Annotated in this window: 22 protein-coding genes; 8 read left to right on the top strand and 14 right to left on the bottom strand. The window is 59.9% G+C overall.

Features of this window, described 5'->3' with window-relative positions:
* Complete coding sequence (mobA, locus tag JFT81_RS27835) at positions 1 to 603, bottom strand: molybdenum cofactor guanylyltransferase MobA (protein ID WP_201230792.1); 603 nt, start codon at positions 601 to 603, stop codon at positions 1 to 3.
* Positions 604 to 684: 81 nt separating this feature from the next.
* On the opposite strand from mobA, the gene moaB reads away from it, so the two are divergent.
* Together moaB and glp are read left to right on the top strand one after the other, a co-directional pair.
* Entirely contained in the window at positions 685 to 1224 is a 540-nt protein-coding gene (gene moaB, locus JFT81_RS27830; RefSeq protein ID WP_201148444.1) for a molybdenum cofactor biosynthesis protein B, read from the top strand.
* Entirely contained in the window at positions 1208 to 2434 is a 1227-nt protein-coding gene (gene glp, locus JFT81_RS27825; RefSeq protein ID WP_201230790.1) for a gephyrin-like molybdotransferase Glp, read from the top strand. Before moaB ends, glp begins: the two co-directional genes overlap by 17 nt.
* Positions 2435 to 2493: 59 nt before the next feature.
* Here the strand turns inward: glp and JFT81_RS27820 are convergent, their stop codons facing one another.
* On the bottom strand, positions 2494 to 2787 hold the full coding sequence (locus JFT81_RS27820) for a hypothetical protein (protein WP_201230788.1): 294 nt from the start codon (positions 2785 to 2787) through the stop codon (positions 2494 to 2496).
* Between the two features lie 305 nt (positions 2788 to 3092).
* On the opposite strand from JFT81_RS27820, the gene yegS reads away from it, so the two are divergent.
* Positions 3093 to 4010 (top strand): lipid kinase YegS, encoded by a 918-nt coding sequence (gene yegS, locus JFT81_RS27815; RefSeq protein ID WP_201230786.1) that lies wholly within the window; start codon positions 3093 to 3095, stop codon positions 4008 to 4010.
* Here yegS and JFT81_RS27810 read toward each other — a convergent pair.
* The 3 genes from JFT81_RS27810 to JFT81_RS27800 all read right to left on the bottom strand — a co-directional run bounded on the left by JFT81_RS27810 (position 3994) and on the right by JFT81_RS27800 (position 6504).
* Entirely contained in the window at positions 3994 to 4653 is a 660-nt protein-coding gene (locus tag JFT81_RS27810; protein WP_201230784.1) for a response regulator transcription factor, read from the bottom strand. The two genes, yegS and JFT81_RS27810, sit on opposite strands and share 17 nt — an antisense overlap.
* Entirely contained in the window at positions 4650 to 5543 is an 894-nt protein-coding gene (locus JFT81_RS27805) for a sensor histidine kinase (protein ID WP_201231099.1), read from the bottom strand. The genes JFT81_RS27810 and JFT81_RS27805 overlap by 4 nt, the downstream gene beginning before the upstream one ends.
* 493 nt (positions 5544 to 6036) lie before the next feature.
* Positions 6037 to 6504: a hypothetical protein gene (locus tag JFT81_RS27800; protein ID WP_201230782.1), complete on the bottom strand. Its 468-nt coding sequence runs from the start codon at positions 6502 to 6504 to the stop codon at positions 6037 to 6039.
* A gap of 454 nt (positions 6505 to 6958) precedes the next feature.
* On the opposite strand from JFT81_RS27800, the gene JFT81_RS27795 reads away from it, so the two are divergent.
* Positions 6959 to 7894 carry a chemotaxis protein CheV gene (locus JFT81_RS27795; RefSeq protein WP_007908676.1) on the top strand — a complete coding sequence of 312 codons (936 nt, stop codon included), beginning with the start codon at positions 6959 to 6961 and terminating at the stop codon, positions 7892 to 7894.
* 258 nt (positions 7895 to 8152) lie between these two features.
* Positions 8153 to 8959 (top strand): MOSC domain-containing protein, encoded by an 807-nt coding sequence (locus tag JFT81_RS27790; protein ID WP_201230781.1) that lies wholly within the window; start codon positions 8153 to 8155, stop codon positions 8957 to 8959.
* Between the two features lie 175 nt (positions 8960 to 9134).
* On the opposite strand, the gene JFT81_RS27785 is transcribed toward JFT81_RS27790, so the two are convergent.
* The 8 genes from JFT81_RS27785 to JFT81_RS27750 all read right to left on the bottom strand — a co-directional run bounded on the left by JFT81_RS27785 (position 9135) and on the right by JFT81_RS27750 (position 18498).
* A complete protein-coding gene (locus JFT81_RS27785) occupies positions 9135 to 9419 on the bottom strand; it encodes a pyrimidine/purine nucleoside phosphorylase (RefSeq protein ID WP_007940055.1) in 285 nt (94 codons plus the stop codon).
* 104 nt (positions 9420 to 9523) lie between these two features.
* Complete coding sequence (locus JFT81_RS27780; RefSeq protein ID WP_201230780.1) at positions 9524 to 10066, bottom strand: exonuclease domain-containing protein; 543 nt, start codon at positions 10064 to 10066, stop codon at positions 9524 to 9526.
* 70 nt (positions 10067 to 10136) lie between these two features.
* Entirely contained in the window at positions 10137 to 12098 is a 1962-nt protein-coding gene (locus JFT81_RS27775) for an acetyl/propionyl/methylcrotonyl-CoA carboxylase subunit alpha (RefSeq protein ID WP_201230779.1), read from the bottom strand.
* A 110-nt stretch (positions 12099 to 12208) separates the two neighbouring features.
* Positions 12209 to 13006 (bottom strand): enoyl-CoA hydratase-related protein, encoded by a 798-nt coding sequence (locus JFT81_RS27770; protein WP_201230778.1) that lies wholly within the window; start codon positions 13004 to 13006, stop codon positions 12209 to 12211.
* Positions 13003 to 14160, bottom strand: a complete 1158-nt coding sequence (atuD, locus tag JFT81_RS27765; RefSeq protein ID WP_201230777.1) for a citronellyl-CoA dehydrogenase — start codon at positions 14158 to 14160, stop codon at positions 13003 to 13005. Before atuD ends, JFT81_RS27770 begins: the two co-directional genes overlap by 4 nt.
* 30 nt (positions 14161 to 14190) lie before the next feature.
* The gene (atuC, locus tag JFT81_RS27760) at positions 14191 to 15807 is read right to left on the bottom strand and encodes a geranyl-CoA carboxylase subunit beta (protein WP_201230768.1); all 1617 of its coding nucleotides are present in this window, start codon (positions 15805 to 15807) and stop codon (positions 14191 to 14193) included.
* 3 nt (positions 15808 to 15810) lie between these two features.
* A complete protein-coding gene (locus JFT81_RS27755; protein WP_201230759.1) occupies positions 15811 to 16695 on the bottom strand; it encodes an SDR family oxidoreductase in 885 nt (294 codons plus the stop codon).
* Between the two features lie 12 nt (positions 16696 to 16707).
* Entirely contained in the window at positions 16708 to 18498 is a 1791-nt protein-coding gene (locus JFT81_RS27750; protein ID WP_201230757.1) for an acyclic terpene utilization AtuA family protein, read from the bottom strand.
* Positions 18499 to 18682: 184 nt separating this feature from the next.
* Here JFT81_RS27750 and JFT81_RS27745 point away from each other — a divergent pair, with 184 nt between their 5' ends.
* From JFT81_RS27745 to JFT81_RS27735, 3 genes are all read left to right on the top strand, one after another.
* Positions 18683 to 19306 (top strand): TetR family transcriptional regulator, encoded by a 624-nt coding sequence (locus JFT81_RS27745; protein ID WP_201230755.1) that lies wholly within the window; start codon positions 18683 to 18685, stop codon positions 19304 to 19306.
* 92 nt (positions 19307 to 19398) lie between these two features.
* Complete coding sequence (locus JFT81_RS27740; protein WP_201230753.1) at positions 19399 to 20196, top strand: transporter substrate-binding domain-containing protein; 798 nt, start codon at positions 19399 to 19401, stop codon at positions 20194 to 20196.
* An 88-nt stretch (positions 20197 to 20284) separates the two neighbouring features.
* Entirely contained in the window at positions 20285 to 21298 is a 1014-nt protein-coding gene (locus JFT81_RS27735; RefSeq protein WP_201230752.1) for a GNAT family N-acetyltransferase, read from the top strand.
* A gap of 145 nt (positions 21299 to 21443) precedes the next feature.
* Here JFT81_RS27735 and JFT81_RS27730 read toward each other — a convergent pair whose 3' ends face one another.
* On the bottom strand, positions 21444 to 21998 hold the full coding sequence (locus JFT81_RS27730; protein ID WP_201230751.1) for an RNA polymerase factor sigma-70: 555 nt from the start codon (positions 21996 to 21998) through the stop codon (positions 21444 to 21446).
* Between the last annotated feature and the right edge of the window lie 284 nt (positions 21999 to 22282).

The following is a 22282-nucleotide window of genomic DNA, read 5'->3' as shown; positions in this document are numbered from 1 at the left end:
TCAGTCTGACACAGTGTTATGCGAATTTAACAGTTCCGGGGTATTGAGGTTGGCCAGTCGCGGGTCGTTGTCCGGGCATTGCAGGGCGGTTGCGCCGAGGCTGCGCATCACTCGGCCGGGGCTGCGCTCACCCGCATCCCAGGCGCTTTCGAAGGCTGGCAACAAAGCCACTGGAATGACACAGAGCAGGGGTTCCCAGTGCTCGTCATGGCGCAACATTAAAGGTTTTTCAGAATTCTGGTGGGCGGTTTCACGCATGCTTTGCAGCAGTGCGCCATCAATGCGCGGGACATCGCAGGGCAATACCAGTAGATGCGAATGACGCGCCGCCTTCAGGCCTGCGCGAATACCGGCCAGCGGGCCCGGAAAGTCGTTTTCGTCATCCACGACCAATTGGTCGGCAAGCGGCGCATAACGCTCGCGATTGCGGTTGCAGGAAATGATCAGATCATCCGTCAGCGGGCGCACCTTGCGGTGCAAATGCGTAATCAGCGGTTCCCCCAGCCATTCAACCAGACCTTTGTCCTGACCACCCATGCGTTGGCCGCGTCCGCCTGCCAATAGCAGAATGGAGCAGGCAGGCAATTGTGTATTCAGGGTCATCTCGGCTCTCCAGAGGGGCGGCGAAAAAAGGGGGCGCTGTGATATAACACCGGGCTGTTTCTCCTACAACTGGACGAGCCTATGAAAGCCAAGGCTGATGTACCTTTCGCCCCGCTGAACATTGCGGTGCTGACTGTGAGTGATACCCGAACCCTGGAAACCGACACCTCGGGCCAGGTCTTCGTCGACCGTTTGACGGCGGCAGGCCACCTGCTGGCCGAGCGGGTTCTGCTCAAAGATGACCTCTACAAAATCCGCGCGCAAGTCGCCAACTGGATTGCCGACGATGTCGTGCAGGTTGTGCTGATTACCGGCGGCACCGGCTTTACCGGTCGTGACAGCACCCCCGAAGCGGTGGCTTGCCTGCTCGACAAACAGGTTGATGGTTTCGGTGAGTTGTTCCGGCAGATTTCGGTGGCCGATATCGGCACCTCGACCGTGCAATCCCGGGCGCTGGCAGGTCTGGCCAACGGCACGCTGGTGTGCTGCCTGCCGGGTTCGACCAACGCCGTGCGTACAGGCTGGGACGGTATTCTTGCCGAGCAGTTGGATTCTCGGCACCGCCCGTGCAATTTTGTCCCCCATCTGAAACAGGCTGAACCTTGTGAATCCCGTGGGTAAGCCGGGCAAGACCGGCACCTTGATGCCGGTCGAAGTGGCGCTGGCGCGACTGCTGGAAATGGCCGAGGCCTCGCCGATAGTCGAGCGCGAGTTTTTGCCATTGGCAGACGTTCAGGGGCGGGTGCTCGCCGAGGACCTGATATCGACACTGGATCTGCCGCCCTGGCCGAACAGTGCGATGGATGGCTATGCCCTGAATCTGGCCGATTGGACCGGCGAGCCGTTGCCGGTCAGTCAGAAAATCTTTGCCGGGCAAGCGCCTGAACCCTTGCAGCCTGGAACCTGCGCGCGGATTTTTACCGGTGCGCCGGTACCGGCCGGGGCTGATTGCGTTGAAATGCAGGAAAACGCTGAAGTGCTTGCCGATGGCCGCGTGCGTTTCGTTGAAAGCATGATTGCCGGGCAAAACATTCGTGCGCAAGGTCAGGAGACCACAGTCGGCGAATTGATCCTGGCGGCTGGCACCCGGCTTGGGCCCATTGAACAAGGTTTGTCGGCATCCTTGGGTTGCGCTGGCTTGCAGGTGGTGCGCAAGGTTCGCGTGGCGGTGCTGTCGACCGGCGATGAGCTGGTCGAACCGGGTCAGGCGTTGGGTCCGGGGCAAATCTACAACAGCAATCGTGTGGTGCTGTGCAGTTGGTTGAAGCGCATGGGTTGCGAGGTGATTGATGCCGGAATTCTTCCGGATGATCTGGCCACCACCCGCGAGCGCCTCGGTGCATTGCAGGACGTTGATCTGATTCTTTCGACCGGTGGTGTGTCGGTGGGTGAGGCTGACTTTCTTGGCATTGCGTTGAGAGAGGAGGGCGAACTGGCGCTGTGGAAACTCGCCATCAAGCCCGGGAAGCCGCTGACGTTTGGTCATTTTCGGGGTGTCCCGGTCATCGGGCTGCCCGGCAATCCTGCGTCGACTCTGGTGACCTTCGCCTTGCTGACGCGTCCCTATCTGTTGCGCCGTCAGGGCGTTCAGGACGTTGAGCCGCTGAAGTTTGTGGTGCCTGCAGGGTTCGTCTGGCCTGTGGCAGGTAACCGCCGCGAGTATTTGCGTGGGCGCCTGGATCAGGGGCGTGCCGTTATCTATCGTAATCAAAGCTCGGGTGTCCTGCGCAGCGCGGCGTGGGCCGATGGGCTGGTGGAGGTGCTGGAAGGGCGAACGCTTGTCGAGGGCGACGAAGTGCTGTTCATTCCGCTGAGTGAGCTCCTCAGCTAGTTCGACCGCTGCATGTGCAGGCTCGGAGGAGCCTCCGAAGCCTGCATTCAATCGAACATTCAGCGAGTCATGATCGAAACGAGTTGTTCGAAGCGGCTGTTCGCCACCCATCCAAGCAAGCACAGGATCACGGCTGTGGCGCCCGCCGAATATGCCAATCGATGTTTGATGGTTCTGACATCGCCGCGAACTTCATCCATGTCCCGGCGAATGTATTTGAGGTGGGTTTCCAGCTCTGTGACACGAGGTTCCATATTCACTTCTCCGGATTTGGTGCTGCTGGTGTGACTGGCACGACTCTCCGCGAGTGGAACAACCGGGCTCCCAGGCATCCTGACTTCTTGACTATGCATTGACGTGTCCGCCTGAAGGCTGCTCGTTAATGCCGTCATTTGAAATATCGAAAGCGTTAAGCGTATATCGACTCATTACTGCACATCCTTGTGTGTTTCAAATTGAAGATTGCTACCGCCAGGGCACGATGTGCCAATGATGGCGCCGGGTCAATTCAGCCGTTTCCTCAGGTTTTGTAAGAAAATATACCGCCGTGTAGGACGTGCTGGCTGGAGTGCTTGAATTAATTGTCATTGTTGCGGCTTTTTTGCGCGGCGCAGTGGTCAAGATGTCCCGTACCGATTCCATTCAGGGAGTGACCGTAATGAGTGAACGCAGGGCGCTATTGATTCTGCATGGCAAGCAGGCACTCAACGAGGCGGTTCGCAGCGCCGTCGAGAGTAAACGCGAGCAAGGATGGCAATTGGCAGTGCGCGTGACCTGGGAAGCCGGTGACGCCGAGCGGATGGTCGAGGAGGCGCTGGCTGCCGGTTACTCGCAGATCATTGCCGGGGGCGGCGATGGTACGTTGCGCGACGTCGCTCAGGCATTGGCGGCGCATCCGGGCGAGGCCAGTCTGGTGCTGTTGCCGCTGGGCACGGCCAATGATTTCTCCCGTGCGGCGGGTGTGCCGCTGGAACCGGCCGAGGCGCTCGAATTGTTGGACGTACCGCCGCGTGACATCGATCTGGGCGAGGTGGGCGGGCAGGTTTTCCTCAATATGGCCACCGGCGGCTTTGGCAGTCAGGTCACCGCCAATACCTCGGAAGATCTCAAGAAGGTTTTGGGTGGCGCGGCCTATCTGTTTACCGGCTTATCGCGCTTCAGCGAATTGCATGCTGCCTACGGCGAGCTGCAAGGGCCGGACTTCCATTGGAGTGGCGAGCTGCTCGCATTGGGCATCGGTAACGGCCGTCAGGCGGGAGGCGGGCACGTGTTGTGCCCGCAAGCGCTGGCCGATGACGGTTTGCTGGACATCAGTATTCTGCCGGCGCCGCAGGAGTTGGTCGGCACTTTGAAGAACTTGCTCAGTGACGGTTTCGGCATCGAAAACATGTTTGTACGCACGCGTTTGCCATGGGTCGAAATCAAAGTGGCCGAAGGGCTCTATATCAATCTCGACGGCGAACCGCTGGAGGGCAGCAGCATGCGCTTCGAGGCGCGGCCGGCAGCGCTGCAGGTGCACCTGCCGGCTGACTCGCCGCTGTTGGGCGGCGTTCGCGCCGTCAGTCGTCCAGACTGATGATCTGTTCGCGCACGGCGAACAGCACCAGGCCCGCCACGTCGTAGATCTGCAGGCGCTTCATGATCTGCGAGCGGTGGGTTTCGACGGTCTTGATGCTCAGGCCCAGGCCGTTGGCGATCTCCCGGGTCGATTTGCCCCGTACGATCAGCCGCAGGATTTCCAGTTGGCGCGCGGTCAGGTTGTGCGAGTCGGAGGTTTCCGGCTGGCTCTTCTGGTTGCGCGTCAGGGCCTGGTTGATCACCGTGTGAGCGATGGCCGGGCTCAGGTAGCGTTCGTTGTTACGCAACGCTTCGAGCGCGTGTTCGAGTTCGGTGGCGGTGGTGTCCTTGAGCAGGTAGCCATGCGCGCCGGACTCCAGCGCTTGCATGATCAGCGCCGGGTCGGTGTGCATCGACAGGATCAGCACTTTGCTTTGTGGTCGCACACGCTTGAGCCGTTGCAGGGCTTCCAGGCCGCCGGTTTCTTTCATGGAAATATCCAGCAAAACGATATCGGGGTTCAGTTGCTCGACCATTTCGAGCAACTGCGAGCCGTCATTGGCCTCGCCAATTACCGCGTAACCGGGAATATCCAGTACCAGAGCGCGCACGCCGGCCCTGATCAGCGAGTGGTCATCCACCAGAAGTAAGTTACAAGTCAACGCATAACCTTATTCGTACTGGCCCGCTCGAGTGCGCGCGGCGCCCAGGGGAAAAGTGCTTCGATTTGAGTGCCTTTGCCCGGCTCGCTGGTCACGCTCAGGGTGCCACCCAACTGCTCGATCCGTTCGGCCATCCCGGCCATGCCGCGTTGTCCTTCACGCCCCGGATTGGCTGCCGGGGCAAATCCCTGCCCGTCATCGCTGATCAGCAGCGTCAGGCCCTTGGGCAAACGCTGGACGCGAATCAGCAGATTCTTCGCCTGCGCGTGGCGCAGGATGTTGGTCACGGCTTCCTGAGTAATGCGAAAGGCCGCGACGGCCATTTCTTCGGGAATGCCGTTCAACCGCTGCTGACAATCAAGGCTCCAGTTCACCGACGTGTTGGTCAGTGTCTTGAGCAAATGCGCGCGCAAACTGGCTTCAAGACCCAGGCTGGTGAGTTGCCGTGGGTTAAGAATGGCGGACACGTCGCGCACTTTATTGAGGGTTTCCTCGAGGGTCTCGCACAGCGTTGTACAGTGTTCCTGCAAGTCGTCCGGCAGTCGTCGTTTGAGCCATTCGCCTTGCAGTTTGGCGGCAGTCAGCAGTTGACCGATGTCGTCGTGCAGTTCACGGCTGAGACGATGGCGCTCGTTCTCCTGGACTTCCAGCAAACGGTCCGCCAACTCTTGGGGCTGAAACTTGATTGATTTGCGCGACAGCCGATATTGCACCCAGACACACGCGGTGGCGGCGATGGTGAGAACCAGCACCCCCAAGGGCAGCGGCAGGGAAAAGCCATAGGTCAGCAGGCTGCCGAGCGCCGCGGCGACACACAATATAAGTGTGAACCGGCGGGCATTTTCCCGGGAAGGTGGCCATGTGGCGATTGACTTGAGGCTGGCGTACATAACGGATGGAGCCAATGGATGTTCGCTGCGGGCAGACCGGTCAGATGGCTGGCGGGTCTCTGTCTGAAAACACTGTCATTTATGTTATAGAGTTCAACAACGTCGCGTGATCGATATGTGCTCGCCAACTTCGCCGGGAGCTTATCGCTGAAATCACTGTGCCATTAATTGAAAGCAACTAATGCGCGGCATAATACCACTTAAGATACCGTTGGTCGCGTTTGCTATATATGTCCAGTCGGTCAGGAAACACGTGAGGATGGACGTGAGTTCCATTATGAAAAAGTTGATTTATTCAATTCGATAGCAATCGACGATGCCTGAAGTTGGCTTCTATATACACAGGCAAACCCTGACACCGGGAGGAAGAAGTCTGCTGGGTTCAGGTGTGATTATTTATTCGATTATGTCGCTGGCGGGTATGAACTATTCAATTGCGACATTCGGTATCGGCGTTGTCAGGCGCCGGCAACGTGCAGCTCTCTAGCCGGGGTCAGGCTTGTCGCTCCGTAAACGTCACCAGAGACAGCGTTTTGGCGTGTGGCCGCTGGAACTGACTTTGACCGACCTGAGAGGCGAAGGCTTCGATGAGCGAGGTTTGTTCGCTGTCGTCGAGGCTCAACTGGCCGGTGGTCTGATCGATCAGTTCCAGTTGCCAGGCCATCAGGGTGAAGCAGTCTTGCAGGGCTTCGAGTGCCTGTGCATGCAGGTCGACGTGGTCCTGCGCCTGATTGAGCAGGCCGTGCAGGTGCAGGGAAAATCCGGAAATCGCTTCCAGCGCGAGGGCATCGGCTTTGCTTGCCAGCTTGAGGAGAGTGCTGAGCATGCATTCGATGGCGTCTTTGTCGTTGCTGATCAATCGCAGGTGACTGAGGCATTCCTCGGATTTGGCCAGGAGTGTTTCAGCCTCGACGAGGAATTCGGGGAACCGTTGCGCCCAGTCCTTGAGGTCGGTTGGCATGCTTATCTCCACAACGTCATGTCTGATGAGGGAATGCCGTGTGTGTCGACGTTCATGAACCGTCGCGAGATCGCGCCCCGGTGTGCAGGTGCACAGGTTCGGGGTTTCAAGAGGATGTGTTTCCACTGACCTGCGATCGCACACAATAGCCTGACTCCGTTCATGCAATGAGAATGGCGTCACATTAATGGCTATTGGATATTGCGAACATCAGGTTAGGCCTGATTGCCCATAGGGGAATCCCTTAGGCGCGGGAACCTGTGGCGCAAACCGAGGTCGCGCTGCAGAGAATGTAGCAGATGAATTTCACCGGGCCAGTAAACCATGATGTTAATGTGACATCAATGCCTGAACATGGCATTTTTAACGGACTGTGTGTGGCCATCAAGAACCGCCATCCGCAGCCGATAACCTCCCATAAGTGAATTCATCAGAACAAGCCCAGGAGTCATTGATGGCCGGCATTCTCGACACGGTAGACCAACGCACGCAACTGGTGGGTGAGAATCGCCTGGAAATTCTCATGTTCCGTCTGGCCGGACGGCAGTTGTTCGCGATCAACGTGTTCAAGGTTCAGGAAGTATTGCAGTTGCCGAAGTTGACGCTGATGCCTCAGCGTCACCCGTTTGTTTGCGGCGTGGTCAATCTGCGTGGACAGACGTTGCCGGTGATCGACCTGTCGCAGGCGATCGGCATGCGCCCGCTGGTGCCGGGTCCGAACAGCACGATCATCGTCACCGAGTACAACCGTTCGGTGCAGGCATTCCTCGTCGGTGGTGTGGATCGCATCGTCAACATGAACTGGGAAGCCATTCTGCCGCCGCCGACCAGCGCTGGCCGTCAGCATTACCTGACCGCGATCAGCAAGGTCGACGACCAACTGGTGGAAATCATCGACGTCGAGAAAGTTCTCGCCGAAATCGTCCCGTACAACGCCAAAGTCTCGCGGGAAAAACTCGAAGACCCGGTGCTGGAACGTGCCCGTGGTCGTGAAGTGCTGCTGGTGGACGACTCCAACGTGGCACTCTCGCAACTGCGCGACACCCTCGGCCAACTCGGTGTGAAAATGCACATCGCCAGCGATGGCTTGAAGGCGCTGAACATGCTCAAGGCCTGGGCCGACACCGGCGTGAACATGACCGACAAGCTGCTGATGATCTTCACCGACGCTGAGATGCCGGAAATGGACGGCTACCGTCTGACCACCGAGATCCGTAACGACCCGCGCCTGCGCGGTTTGTACGTGGTGTTGCACACCTCGCTGTCGGGCAGTTTCAACGACTCGATGGTGAAGAAGGTCGGGTGCGACAACTTCCTCTCCAAATTCCAGCCAGACAAACTCGTCGACGTGGTGCGCCAGCGTCTGATGCTCGACGAAGTTCCGGCCTGATCACACCCCCTTTGTAGGAGTGAGCCCTGTGGCGAGGGGATTTATCCCCGTTGGGCAGCGAAGCGGCCCCAAATGCAGTTGACTCGTACACCATTTAAACCGCATTTGCTGAATTTGCGACTGCTGCGCAGCCGAACGGGGATAAATCCCCTCGCCACAAGGTCGAGTAGCAGCTGGAATCCAGTGTGCGAACTCAAGTTTTGATTCGCGGATGAAGCTCGTATAGGGTGGCGTTTTTTACCCTCCAGGGAGCTGGCCATGCTGCGTCTGAGCGCGCTTTATCGTTACCCGTTGAAATCCGGCAAAGTCGATGTGCTGCAAAACGTCGACCTCGACAAGCTGGGGCTTGATGGCGACCGACGCTGGATGCTCGTGGATGAAGCCAGCGGGCGCTTCCTGACGCAGCGTGCCGAGGCGAAGATGAGCCAGTTGTCGGCCCTGTGGAATACGCAGGGCGGCTTGACCCTGAGCGCGCCGCAACAGTCCTCCATCGAGATAGCCTTGCCGGGCAACGACGCTGAACTGCGCGGCGTGACCATCTGGCGAGACACCCTGCGCGTGCCGGATGCCGGCGACGAGGCGGCCCGCTGGGTCAGCGACTTCATCGGCAAGCCGACGCGACTGGTACAAGTGCCGCTGGATCGTGCCCGCACTACGCAAGCCGGTTATGGCAACGATGATGATCAGGTTGCGTTTGCCGATGGTTTTCCGTTGTTGTTGATCGGCGAAGCGTCGCTGCAGGACCTTGCGCAAAAGGTCGGGCGGCCCCTTGAAATGCTGCGTTTCCGACCGAACCTGGTGATCGAAGGCAGCGAAGCGTATGCCGAGGACAGCTGGAAGCGCATTCGCATTGGCGATGTCGAGTTCCGCGTGGTCAAACCGTGCTCGCGCTGCATCCTTACCACCATTGATCCGCAAACGGGCGAGCGCAGCACCGATCGCGAACCACTGGCGACCTTGCAGAAATACCGTGCCGAGGCCGATGGCGCGATGTTCGGCCAGAACCTGGTCAATGACGGCAATGGCCGACTCGAAGTCGGCATGCCGGTAGAAATCCTCGAGTAATCCGCCGCTGAAACAAAAAATGCCCGTGTCCTTGGACACGGGCATTTTTATTGTGCGTGGATAACGCTTTTAACTGTGGCGAGGGAGCTTGCTCCCGCAGCACGCCGCTGCTTTTTTACTGAAGAGCAGGGGCCTGCTTCGCTCACCCTCGATGTTGACTGAACAACATCACCGATTAGCCGCGGTACTCGCACAGGTAAGCGGTATCGACCGCGACTTTCAGTTGGAACTTGCTGTTGGCCGGGACGTTGAACTGGCTGCCGGCGGCGAAGGTTTCCCAGTCGCTGCTGTCCGGCAGTTTGACCGTCAGTGCGCCCGACACCACGTGCATGATTTCACGCTGGCTGGTGCCGAATTCGTATTCGCCCGGGGCCATGACGCCAATGGTCGCAGGACCTTCAGCAGTGCCAAAGGCGATCGACTTGACGGTGCCGTCGAAGTACTCGTTGACTTTAAACATGGGCGATTCCTCGAAAAGGGTTAAAAAGTGAGGCGGCCAGTATGCACAAGGCTTTTAGCGCCGTCACCTGCCCAGCCTCTGTCCGCCGGGTTCTCGAACTGACCCTAGAGTGGCAATACCAAGGGCAGTAGCCGTGCGGTATTGCGTGCATCTTCCAGGGCCCGATGCTGTTGGCCGCTGAACTGCATGCCGGCCAGTTGCAGTGCACCGTTAAGCCCCAGCGGCCGCTCCAGGCGCCGGGCCTTGGCGAAACGTTGCTTGAGGTTCATGTGCGGCACGCGGCTCAACCCGCTGTCGATGTGCAGACGCTGCCATTCCTGCAACAACTGCTTGCGGTCGTAATCGCCCCAACTGGCCCAGCCTTCCAGGCGCGCCTGATGCTGAGCGAGCCAGCGTTCAAATGCCGGCCAGACTTCGTTCAACGGCTGCGCTGCGTCGATGTTGGCTTGGGTGATGTGCGTGAGTTCGCGACAGAAGGGCGTGAGCAAGGGCCGCCGCGTCGGTTTCACGAAGCGTTGGAAGTGATCCTGCTCGCGCCCGGCACGATCGACCAGGGTGGCGCCGATCTCGATAATTTCCATCTCGGTGACCGGCCAGCCACCCTCATCGGTGGTGGCTTCCAGATCTATGACCAGCCAGTGGGGCATCGCAGGGTTCCTGATTTCCGCGTTCTGATTCTTCAGAGCGTAGTCAAACCCTGCGTTCGCGCCTGGCTGACTACTCGACCTGCAACAGAACCTGACGATTTTTTACCTGATCGCCGACCTTGACCTGCACCCGTTTGAGCACGCCATCGATGCCGGCCTTGAGCGGGTGCTCCATTTTCATTGCCTCCAGCACCACCAGCAATTGCCCTTTGCTGACCGGGCTGCCTTCGCTGACCAGTACGTCGACGATGGCGCCGTCCATGGGCGCCTTGAGCGTGCCGGAACTGACGCTGGTCTGACTGTCGATCACCGCGTGAGTTCGATTCTCCAGGCGCAGGCTGCCGGGATGGGTGAACAGCCAGAGTTGTTCGGCGTCGAGGCGATAGGCGTGGCGCTGGCGCAGGCCGTCGATTTCCAGGGTCAGCGAATGCGCGTTCTGGTCGATGAGTTGCAAATCGATGCTGCGCTCGGACACGTGCACCTTGAACGCGCCTGGCCCTGCAGCCACCAGTTGCAGCGACCAGTTTTGCTCCTCGTGCCCAAGGCGGTAGTGCAGCGGCACGCTGGCGTTGTTGCGCCAACCGCTGAGCGGCGCGCGGTGGCTGAGGGCGCTGGTTTGATAGAACAATACCGCGGCGATTGCCAGTGCCTCGGCGTCGGGGGCGTAGCGCTGCAGGCAGGGGTGATCGCTGAAGTGCTGCGCGATAAACGCGGTACTGAATTCGCCGCTGACGAACTGCGGGTGTTGCAGCAGGCTGGCCAACAAGCGCTGATTGCTTTGCACGCCCAATAACACCGTGTCCTGTACTGCGCGCAACAGTTTGCGCCGCGCCTCTTCGCGGGTGGCGCCATAAGCGATCAATTTACCCAGCATCGGGTCGTAGAACGGGCTGATCGACTGGCCTTCGCGCAGGCCGTGATCAATGCGTGCGCCTTGCTGCAGCGCAGGCTCCCACGCCGTGATGCGACCGGTTTGCGGCAGAAAATCCTGCGCCGGGTCCTCAGCGTAAAGGCGAACTTCCATGGCATGGCCATTGAGCCGCACTTGATCCTGCGTCAGCGGCAACGCTTGCCCTTCGGCGACCAGTAATTGCCAGGCGACCAGGTCTTGCCCGGTGATCAGTTCGGTCACCGGGTGCTCGACTTGCAGGCGAGTGTTCATTTCAAGAAAGTAGAACTGCCCGCGTGCATCGAGCAGAAACTCCACAGTCCCGGCGCCGACATAACTGACGGCGCGCCCGGCCTTGAGCGCCGCTTCGCCCATGGCCTCGCGCAACGGCGGCGTCATCACCGGGCACGGCGCTTCTTCGATGACTTTCTGATGGCGACGCTGCACGGAGCAGTCGCGCTCGCCGAGGTAGATCAGGTTGCCGTGCTGATCGCCGAACAGCTGCACTTCGACGTGTCGCGGTTCGATCAATGCCTGTTCGAGGATCAGTTCGTCGCTGCCGAAACCGTTCAATGCTTCCGAGCGCGCGGTGCGCAGCTGCGCCGGCAAATCAGCGGCATCGTGCAGCAGACGCATGCCACGGCCGCCACCGCCGGCACTGGCCTTGATCATCAGCGGATAGCCGATGCGCTCGGCTTCGCGTAGCAGGGTGGCGTCGTCCTGTTCGGCGCCCTGGTAACCGGCGATGCATGGAACGCCGGCTTCGAGCATGGCGATTTTCGAGCGACGTTTACTGCCCATCAATTCGATGGCTTCGACGCTGGGGCCGATGAAGGTCAGGCCAGCCTGTTCACAGGCACGGGCGAACTCGGCGTTCTCGGAAAGAAAACCGTAGCCGGGATGGATCGCGTCCGCGCCACTGCGGCGGGCAGCGTCGAGGATCGCCGTGATGTTCAGATAGGATTGCTGCACCGGGGACGGGCCGATGTGTACGGCTTGATCGGCCATTTGTACGTGCAGCGCATCGGCATCGGCGTCGCTGTAAACGGCGACGGTGCGGTAGCCCAAAGCCTGGGCGGTGCGCTGAATGCGGCAGGCGATTTCACCGCGGTTGGCGATCAGGATTTTGTGGATGGCGGGCATGGTCTTGTTCCTGAAATTGTGGCGGTGAATGTGTTGGCCTCTTCGCGAGCAGGCTCGCTCCCACATTTGGAATGCATGTCCTTGTGGGAGCGATCCTGCTCGCGAAGCTTTTAGGTGGCCCACACGGGTTTTCGCTTTTGCACAAAGGCCAGTGTTCCCTCGATGCCTTCAGCACCGGTCACCGCTTCGCTGAACCATTGCGCCGCCTCATCCAGCAACTCACTCGACGGCTGCCCGGCACTGGCGAGCAACAATTGCTTGGTCAGCGCATTCGCCTCCGGCGCACAACACAGCACATGCTGCAGCACCTCATCCAGACGCTCGGCCAGCGCCTGAGGATCCTCCTCGACAAAATGCACCAGGCCCAAACGCCGTGCTTGATGGCCATCGAAGCGTGCAGCCGTCAGGGCCAGTCGGCGCGTTTCAGTCAGACCAATACGTTGCACGACAAATGGCGCGATCTGCGCCGGGATCAGCCCCAGACTGGTTTCCGGCAAACCAAACTGCGCCTTGTGCTCGGCGATGGCGATATCGCTGACACAGGCCAGGCCGAAACCACCGCCCATGACTGCGCCTTGCAACAGGCAGATCAACACTTGCGGTGCGTGCTGGGCTTCTTCCAGCAAAGCACCGAACGCCCGGTTCAAGTCGCGGTAAGCATCTGCGCCCTGACCGCGGGCGTTGGCCATGTCCTTGATGTCGCCACCCGCGCAAAAATGCCCGCCAGCACCACTGAGCACCAGCGCGCGAACAGCTCGATCATCAGCCACGGCCGCCAGCGTCGCGCGCAGCTCGGCGACCATCTGCAGGCTCATCGCATTGCGGCTTTCGGGGCGGTTGAGGGTGATGTGCAGCACGCCGCCATGCAATTCCAGGAGCAGGGTCTGGCATTCGGGCAGTCGGCTCATTTCTTTTTCCCCGGCAAGATGCCCATCAGTTTGCAGATGATCCCCAGCATGATTTCGTCGGCGCCGCCGCCAATCGACACCAGCCGCACATCGCGATAGGCGCGAGCCACCGGGTTGTCCCACATGAAACCCATGCCGCCCCAATATTGCAGGCAGCTGTCGCTGACTTCGCGGCCCAGCCGCCCGGCCTTGAGCTTGGCCATCGAGGCCAGACGCGTGACGTCCTGACCTTTGATGTACTGCTCGGTGGCTTGATAGACCAGCGCGCGCAGGCACTCGATTTCGGTCTGCAGTTCGGCGAGACGGAAGTGGATGACCTGATTGTCGATCAGCGCATTGCCAAAGGTCTTGCGCTCTTTGCAGTACTCGATGGTGCTGTCGACGCAGTATTCCAGGCCTTTGAGCATGTTCGCCGCACCGAACAGGCGTTCTTCCTGAAACTGCAGCATCTGCATCATGAACCCGGCGCCTTCATGGCCGATGCGGTTGCGCTGCGGCACGCGCACATTGTCGAAAAACACCTGGGCGGTTTCCGAGCTGCGCATACCGAGCTTGTCCAGGTGCGAACTGAGACTGATGCCCGGCGTGTTCATCGGCACCATGATCAGCGACTTGTTGATGTGCGGTTTGTCGTCCGAGGTGTTGGCCAGCAGGCAGATGAAGTCGGCGCTCGGCGAGTTGGTGATCCACATTTTGCTGCCGTCGATCACGTAGTCGTCGCCGTCCTTGCGCGCAGTGGTTTTCAGTCCGGCGACATCCGAACCAGCGCCGACTTCGGAGACGCCAATGCAGCCGACCTGCTCGCCGGTAATCGCCGGGCGCAAGAACTCTTCACGCAATTCATCGGAGCCGAAGCGGGCGAGGGCCGGGGTGCACATGTCGGTCTGCACCCCGATCGACATCGGAATGCCGCCGCAATGAATGGTGCCGAACTCTTCAGCGGCGACAATCGAATAGCTGTAATCGAGGCCCATGCCGCCGAATTTTTCCGGTTTGGAAATGCCCAGCAAACCGAGGTCGCCGGCCTGGCGGAAAATCTCGTGGATGGGAAAGCGTCCGGCCTTTTCCCATTCATCGACGTGCGGGTTGATCTCGTGCTCGACGAACTGGCGGACGGTACGGCGCAGGGCTTCGTGTTCCGGGGTGAAGATCATTGTTATTGTTCTCCGAGAGGTCCGAGGCGGTCAGAACCGGCTGACGCCGAAGCTGTTGGGTTGCAGGTTGCGCATGTCCGCTTCTTGGCAAATATCCAGCAAGTAGCCGAGCAGCGTGCGCGTGTCGCGTGGATCGATCAGCCCGTCGTCCCACAAGTTTGCGCTGCCGTAGAGCGCGGTGGACTGGCTGTCGAGTTTCTGCGCGGTGACCTGCTCAAGCATGTCGAGCATTTTCGGGTCTGGCACCAGACCGTCCTTGAGTTGCTTGGCCTCTGTGACAATACGCAAGACTTTGCCGGCCTGCGCGCCACCCATCACCGCCGTGCGGCTGTTCGGCCAGGCGAAGATGAAGCGCGGATCAAGACCGCGCCCGCACATCGCGTAGTTGCCGGCGCCGTATGAACCGCCGACGACGACCGTCAGTTTGGGCACCCGTGCATTGGCCACCGCTTGAATCAGTTTCGAGCCGTGTTTGATCACGCCTTGCTGTTCCGATTCGGTGCCGACCATGAAGCCTGTGGTGTTGTGGAAAAACAGCAGCGGCGTCTGGCTCTGGTCGCACAGTTGGATGAACTGCGCGGCTTTGCTGGCGCCGTTCGGTGTGATCGGGCCGTTGTTGCCGATGAAGCCGCAGGCGCGGCCCTGAATCTTCAACTGGCCGCAGATCGTTTGCTGATCGAACTCACCCTTGAATTCGAGAAAGCACGATTCATCGGCGATGCGCGCGATGATTTCGCGCACGTCATAGGGTTTTTTCGGATCGTCGGGGATCAACCCGAGCAGTTCTTCGATGGGGTAGTGCGGCTCTTTGTATTGCGGCTCGGGCAGCCACGGCAGTTGCTCGTTCCACGGCAGCATCCGCAGAATTTCCCGCACCTGACGCACGCCATCGGCATCGTTTTCAGCGAGGTATTCCGCCGTCCCGGCAACCTGCGCGTGCATCTCGGCGCCACCGAGTTCTTCATCAGTGGCGACTTCACCGGTGGCGGCTTTGAGCAGCGGCGGGCCGGCGAGAAACAGCTTGGCCTTGCCGCGCACCACCACTACGTAATCCGACAATCCCGGCTGATAGGCGCCGCCTGCGGTGGCCGAGCCATGTACCACGGTGATCTGCGGCAGGCCCATCGCCGACATGCGCGCCTGATTGGCAAAACTGCGCGCGCCTTCGACAAAAATGTCTGCCGCGTAATTGAGGTTGGCGCCGCCGCTTTCGGCGAGGGTGATCACCGGCAGTTTGTTTTCCTGAGCGATCTGTTGCAGACGCAGGGATTTTTTCAAGCCACTCGGCGAGATGGTGCCGCCCTTGATCGCGCTGTTGTTGGCCACCACCATCGCGCGGATGCCGCAGACGTAACCGATGCCGGCGATCAACCCGCCACCGGCCGAGCTGCCGTCCTTGTCGTCATGCAGTTTATAACCGGCGAGGCTGGCCAGTTCGAGGAACGGCGCGCCGGGGTCGAGCAACAGGTTCAGGCGTTCGCGCGGCAGCAATTGTCCGCGTTTGTCGAATTTCGCTTTGGCGTCGGCGGCTTTGTTCAGCAGGTTCTGCTCGAGTTGCTGAACTTGCTCGATTGCCGCGAGCATCGCCGCACGGTTGCGTGCGAAGGCCTCGCTGTGCGGATCGAGCTGGGACTGGATCTGCGGCATGGCTTACTCCTTGTCCTTGAGGGCATCGGGACGAAGCACTTCTGGTAGATAGGCCCGGTGAAAACCATTGAACGACTCGCTGTGAGTCGCCTTGTGCAGCGGCCATGCTCGGCTGCCGAGGCTGGCCGCCCCGTCGATTTTCAACGTGCTGCCGCTGATAAATGCTGCTGCCGGGCTGAGCAGAAACACAATCGCCGCGCTGACTTCCGATTCAGTGCCGATGCGCTTGAGCGGTACATGCTCGCGCAGGGTCGGAATCACCGCTTTGAACGCACCTTCGTATGTGTCCATGCCGCTGGAGGCGATCCAGCCTGGGGCGACGGCGTTGACCCGCACCCCGGCATATCCCCATTCAAACGCGGCGGTTTTGGTGAAGTTGTCCATGCCCGAACGCGCCGCACCCGAGTGGCCCATGCCGGGCATGCCGCCCCACATGTCGGCGAGCATGTTGACGATGTTGCCGCCGTGTTTGCTCATCGACTGATTGAACACTTCCCGGGCCATCAGAAAACCGCCGACCAGGTTGGTACGCAGCACGGTTTCGAAACCTTTCTGATTGATAGAGGCCAACGGCGACGGGTACTGGCCGCCAGCATTGTTGACCAACCCGTGAATCGGCCCGTGTTCGGTGATCAGCTCCCTGACCAGTTGTTTCACCGCCTCTTCGTCGCGGATGTCGCAGGCTTGCCAGTGTGCGCGGCCGCCGTCCTCGGCGATTTCCGTGGCGACTTTTTCGAGTTTTTCCGGTTTGCGCCCGACCAGCAGCACAGTGGCGCCGAGCGCTGCCAGTTCATGGGCGGTGCAACGGCCGATGCCGCTGCCGCCACCAGTGACGATAATGGTCTGGCCGCTGAACAGATCGGCGTGGAAAATCGACGCGTAAGCCATGCAAACCATCCTCTAGTCGAGTTGTTCGGCGATGCTCTGCGGCACCGGGATCTGGATTTCCAGCAGTTGCTGGGCGAAGGCCTTGCCTTGCGGGTCGATGCGCAGACTGGCCACGCCACCGCCGCCGAGGGCGTTTTCCAATAGAAAATTCAAACTGTGGGTGCCGGGCAGGTACCAGCGTTCGACCCGCCCGTGAATCGGGTCGAGGACGTGGCTCATCCAGTCGACGATCACCGCCGGCGTCAGTGCCTCGGCGATCCATGGCAGGTATTCGGGCTTGCGCGGCAGCACGCCGATGTTGCTGTGGTTGCCCTTGTCACCGGAGCGCGCCACAGCCAGTTTCACCAACGGCACACTGGCGTCGGCACGTCCTTGCGGTTTTGGTGGCGCCTGAGCAATCGGCAAATCTGCGCTGTCCAGAACAGCCAAAGCGGGCAGGGCACAAGGATGGCGCTCACCGGCCATATCGATCTGCAAGGTGCAGGCGCTTTTATCAATCAGGAACGAGAACAGACGGATCAGCGGGTACACCGTTGGCCGGCCGCCAACGATGCCGGTCAATCCCGGCGCCATGCCGGTGGCGGCCTGGGCGATTTCCCTAGAGAACAGAATCAGCGCCTGTTTGTTCGCGTGACGCACGGCGAGTTTGATCACCACTTCGCGGCTGTCGCGGCGCTGGCCGTGGGGGCCGTAGGTGGCTTCGCTGCCGAGCAGTTCGATGTGCGTTTCGCTGTACGGCGCCCAGCCGCGCTGGCTGAACATTTCTGCGGTTTTGTCGATGATCGCCTGACTGACCCGGCGCGCCTTGTCCACCGCATCGATGCCAGCGATCAGGCAACTGGCGGTGCAGCGAAAACCGTCCGGCCAGGTGGCGCTGACCTTGTATTTATCGCTCGGTGGCAGGCCTTTGGCGCCGTGCACGTGTACCGCGTCCTTGCCTTGCTGCTGCAGTTTGACCTGACTGAAATCGCAGACCACGTCGGGCAGCAGATAGGCCTGTGGGTCGCCGATTTCATACAGCATCTGCTCACCCACGGTCAGCGGTGTGACCAGTCCGCCGGAGCCTTCGGGTTTGCTGACGATGAATTGGCTGTCGGCGCTGACTTCAACAATTGGAAAACCGATGTGCTCGTAGTCGGGCACGTCGCGCCAGTCAGTGAAGTTACCGCCGGTGCATTGTGCGCCGCATTCGATGATGTGCCCGGCCAGTGCGGCCTGGGCGAGTTTGTCGTAGTCGTGCCACGACCAGCCGAACTCATGCACCAGTGCGGCGCTGACCACGGCGCTGTCGACCACGCGGCCGGTGATGACGATATCGGCGCCCAGGCGCAGGGCTTCGACGATGCCCGGCGCGCCGAGGTAAGCGTTGGTCGACACGCACATCGGCGGCAGCGCGGCGCCGCTGAACATTTCAGTGATGCCTTGGCTGCTGAGTTGTTTGAACTGCGGTTGCAGGTCATCGCCGAGCAACACAGCGATTTTCAGCGCGATGCCAGCCTTGTCGCAGGCCGCTTGCAGGGCACTGGCACAGGCGTGTGGATTGATCCCGCCAGCGTTGCTGATAACGCGAATTTGCTGCTCGGCCAGTTGCGGCAGCAGCGGCGTCAGGATGTCGATAAAGTCGCCGGCAAACCCCGCCTGCGGGTCTTTCATGCGTGCGCCGGCCATGATCGACAGGGTGATCTCGGCCAGGTAATCGAACACCAGGTAATCCAGTTTGCCGCCATTGACTAACTGCGCGGCGGCGGTTGATGTGTCTCCCCAGAATGCACTGGCGCAACCGATGCGAACGGTGGTTGGCATTTTTATCTCCGACTCAGGAACCTGCGACAGAAGTGCTTGGAGGCTACCAAGCAAGCGCTTGGTTTGTAAATGCCTAAAATTATCTTCTGCCCAAGCGCTTGCTTGGTCGCCGTCGGCGGCTTAAATTGCGCGCAACCCTGCGGTTTCAGGGGGCATCAGACTGATCGACTGTAGGAGAGAACGGGTGGACGAGCAAAAAGCCCTGAGGGTCATGCGCGAATTGGTCGACCAAGGCCAGTTGACCGACCCCGACAGCGCCCGCGGCAAACTGCTGCAAGTGGCGGCTCACCTGTTCCGCAACAAAGGCTATGAGCGCACCACCGTGCGTGATCTGGCCGGGGCGGTGGGGATTCAGTCGGGAAGCATTTTTCATCACTTCAAAAGCAAGGATGAAATCCTCCGCGCGGTGATGGAAGAAACCATCCGTTACAACACCGCTCTGATGCGTGCGGCGCTTGCCGATGCCAGCAGCGTGCGCGAGCGCGTGTTGGCGCTGATTCGCTGCGAATTGCAGTCGATCATGGGCGGCAGCGGTGAAGCCATGGCGGTACTGGTCTATGAATGGCGTTCATTGTCCGAGGACGGCCAGGCCAAAGTGCTGGCGTTGCGTGACGTCTACGAAGATATCTGGCTGCACGTGCTCGGCGAGGCCAAGGACGCCGGATTTATTCGCGGCGACGTATTTGTTACCCGACGTTTTCTCACTGGCGCACTGTCCTGGACCACCACCTGGTTCCGTGCCGGCGGCAGTTTGAGCCTTGATCAATTGGCGGACGAGGCCTTGATTCTGGTGCTCGAGGAGCGTTAAGGCGCTTTCTATCGGGGCGGGAAACTGGCTAACTGGGCGAAACCGCCTAGCTTGAATGCATTGATCGGTATTTTTTCGGGGAGTGGGGTGTTTTGAAGTCTTCGCCAATTCGGACAGCCGCGGGGCTTCTGCTCGCAGCGCTGGCTGCATTCTGGGTATTGCCGGCTCCGGCAGCGCAACTGGTCCGGGTCGGCGCGGCACATTTTCCGCCCTACACCATCCGCCCGGAAAACGGCGCCGACACCGGTCTGCTGCCGCAATTGGTCGAGGCGCTGAACCGTCTGCAAAGCGACTATCAGTTCGTGCTGGTGCCAACGTCGATTCCCCGGCGTTTTGGTGATTTCAAACAAGGCCGGATCGACATGGCGATCTTCGAGAACCCGGAGTGGGGCTGGCAAGACATGCCTCACAGCGATGTCGACATGGGCCTTGAAGACGCCGAGATTTTTGTCGCGCAACGTGAAGATGGTCGCCAACAGAACTACTTCGCCGACCTGTCGGGCAAACGCCTGGCGCTGTTCAGCGGTTATCACTACGAATTTGCCAGTTTCAACGCCGATCCCAAGTTCCTTGCGCAGAATTTCAACGCGACGCTGACCTATTCGCATGACAGCAATCTGTTGATGGTGCTGCGCGGGCGCGCCGATATTGCCTTGGTGACCCGTTCGTATCTGAGCGATTACCTGTTGCGTAACGAAAAGGTGCGTGGTGAGTTGCTGGTGTCCCAGCGTATTGATCAGATCTACCACCATTACGCGATACTGCGCCCGACTGCGCCGATCACCGGTGAAGCGTTTGGCAAGCTGCTGCAAGGTCTGCGTGAGAATGGCGAGATGCTGAAAATCTTCGAGCCGTACAAGATAGCGGTAGTGCCGGTGCCTCGTCATTGAGGCACTGATTTCTCCTCGAAGCCTAAATTTCCCCTCTCGGCTCACGTCCCATCGTTGAACTGTCGACGATTAATCGTGAGCCCGACCCATGTCCAATCTGAATGACCTGACTGCCCTGGCCTTGCCTTCGGGTAGCCAACTGATCGCTGATGCAACCGAAAGCCGTCTGAGCTTGAGCCTGGACGGGCAACCGCTGATTCGCCTGCGCCTGGATCGTGAAGCCAAAGGGCCGATCCAGATCGATGAGCGTTTTGCCTTGCCGCCAGGGCAGGCACTGTGGGCCGCCTGTTATTGGCTGTTCGCCCGCGATCCCGAGTGCCAGCAACTGACCTGGCAACTCGATCAGCCGCCGACCGAAGCGTTGCTCAGCGGTTTGTTGGTGAGCACCGAGGTGGCAGGCGAGTATCGCTGCGAGCGCACGCTGTTCTGGCAACTGCCGCAACCGTGGCTCGGCACCTCGCTGACCGGCAGTTATCCGCAGCAAATGGTCATTAGTCAGGGTAAGCGGCATCCGCTGCGGCCGGTGAAGCCACGCGGTGAGGTGTACCGACGTTTCGATGCGCGTCTGGGCGCGTGGATATCGCTGCGCACGGTGGAAATCGAAGAGGATCTGCCGCGCTTCAATCGTTGGCAGAACAGCCCGCGCGTTGCCAGTTTCTGGCAGGAAGAGGGCAGTATCGAGAAGCATCGCGAGTACCTGAGCAAACTCGACGCCGCCCCGCACACGCTGACCTTGATCGGCTGTTTCGACGATCAGCCGTTTGCCTATTTCGAGGCTTATTGGGCCAAGGAAGATCGTATCGCGCCGTTCTACGATGCCGACAATTACGACCGTGGCATTCACATGCTGGTCGGTGAGGAAGATCACCGCGGCCCGCACAAGGTGGCGAGCTGGTTATCGGCGTTGGTGCATTACCTGTTTCTGGACGATCCGCGCACTCAGCGCGTCGTCGCCGAACCGCGTGCCGACAACGCGAAGATGATCGGCCACATGCAGAACCAGTGCTTCCATTGCGAGAAAGAATTCGACTTCCCGCACAAGCGTGCGGCGCTGATGATTCTGGGGCGCGAGCGGTTTTTTGATCGGTGCAAGCTGGCCTGATGATCAGACCTCAGGATCTCTGTGATCCTGAGGCCGCCTTCGCGAGCAGGCTCGCTCCCACATGCGCCTGCATTTCTCCTGAAAGAACGCGGTTAAATGTGGGAGCGAGCCTGCTCGCGAATGGGGGGCGCCAAAACTTTTCTGATTAACGACGACCCATAACCACCGCGTCACGACGGCTGCCCGAGACCTTGCGGCAGTGCACCAGCGCATCGCGAATCATGAAGTTGACCAGGGTCGGCGAGACGCCGAGTTCCTTGGCGATGTCCTTCTGCGGCACGCCGTGCAGGCGGTACATCTCGAACGCATAGCGGGTGCGGCTGGGCAGCTCGGTCAGCGCATCAGCGATGTTTTCCAGAGTCGAAAAGTTGATGTGCGAGATTTCCGGCGAAGCACCCTGAATAACCACGTTCAGCCCTTCCTCTTCAGGGCCGGCGTACTTCTGCTCCAGCGCCTGTTTGCGGTAGTGATCGATGGCGAGGTTGCGCACGATCTGGAACAGATAACTCAGTTGAGCCTTGATCGACGACGTGATCGGCGGCGCCGATTGCAGGCGGAAAAACGCATCCTGCACCACATCTTCGGCACGTGACCGGCAGCCGGTAATGCGGGCTGCAATCTTGACCAGAATCAGTCGATTGTCGACGAATGCCTGAAGTAGCGGTGAATCGCACCTGCTTGTGGATACTTGTTCCGTCATGGAAATCACCTTGCTGCCAAATAGGTTAGTGGGACGCCTGGGGGGGACGAGGCCGTCCTACACATCGAGCGACAAATTAGGTTGAATGATAATGATTGTCAAATGAGAAAGAGAAGTAATGATCCAAAAAGGTGCGATGTGAGAACTGCGACACGCTGCCGCATCCCGGCCCCATTGGCGTTCCAGCCTGCCGACTAATTATTTCCAGACGTCATCCGTTCTCATTGGTGAATGGTTGCGGGTGAAGAGCCCCGGCCAGACAGCATTCCAATGCCTTGCGCGGT

It is taken from the genome of Pseudomonas sp. TH43, from assembly GCF_016650635.1.
Taxonomy (GTDB): domain Bacteria; phylum Pseudomonadota; class Gammaproteobacteria; order Pseudomonadales; family Pseudomonadaceae; genus Aquipseudomonas.
This window is presented reverse-complemented; position numbering and strand designations above follow the sequence as displayed.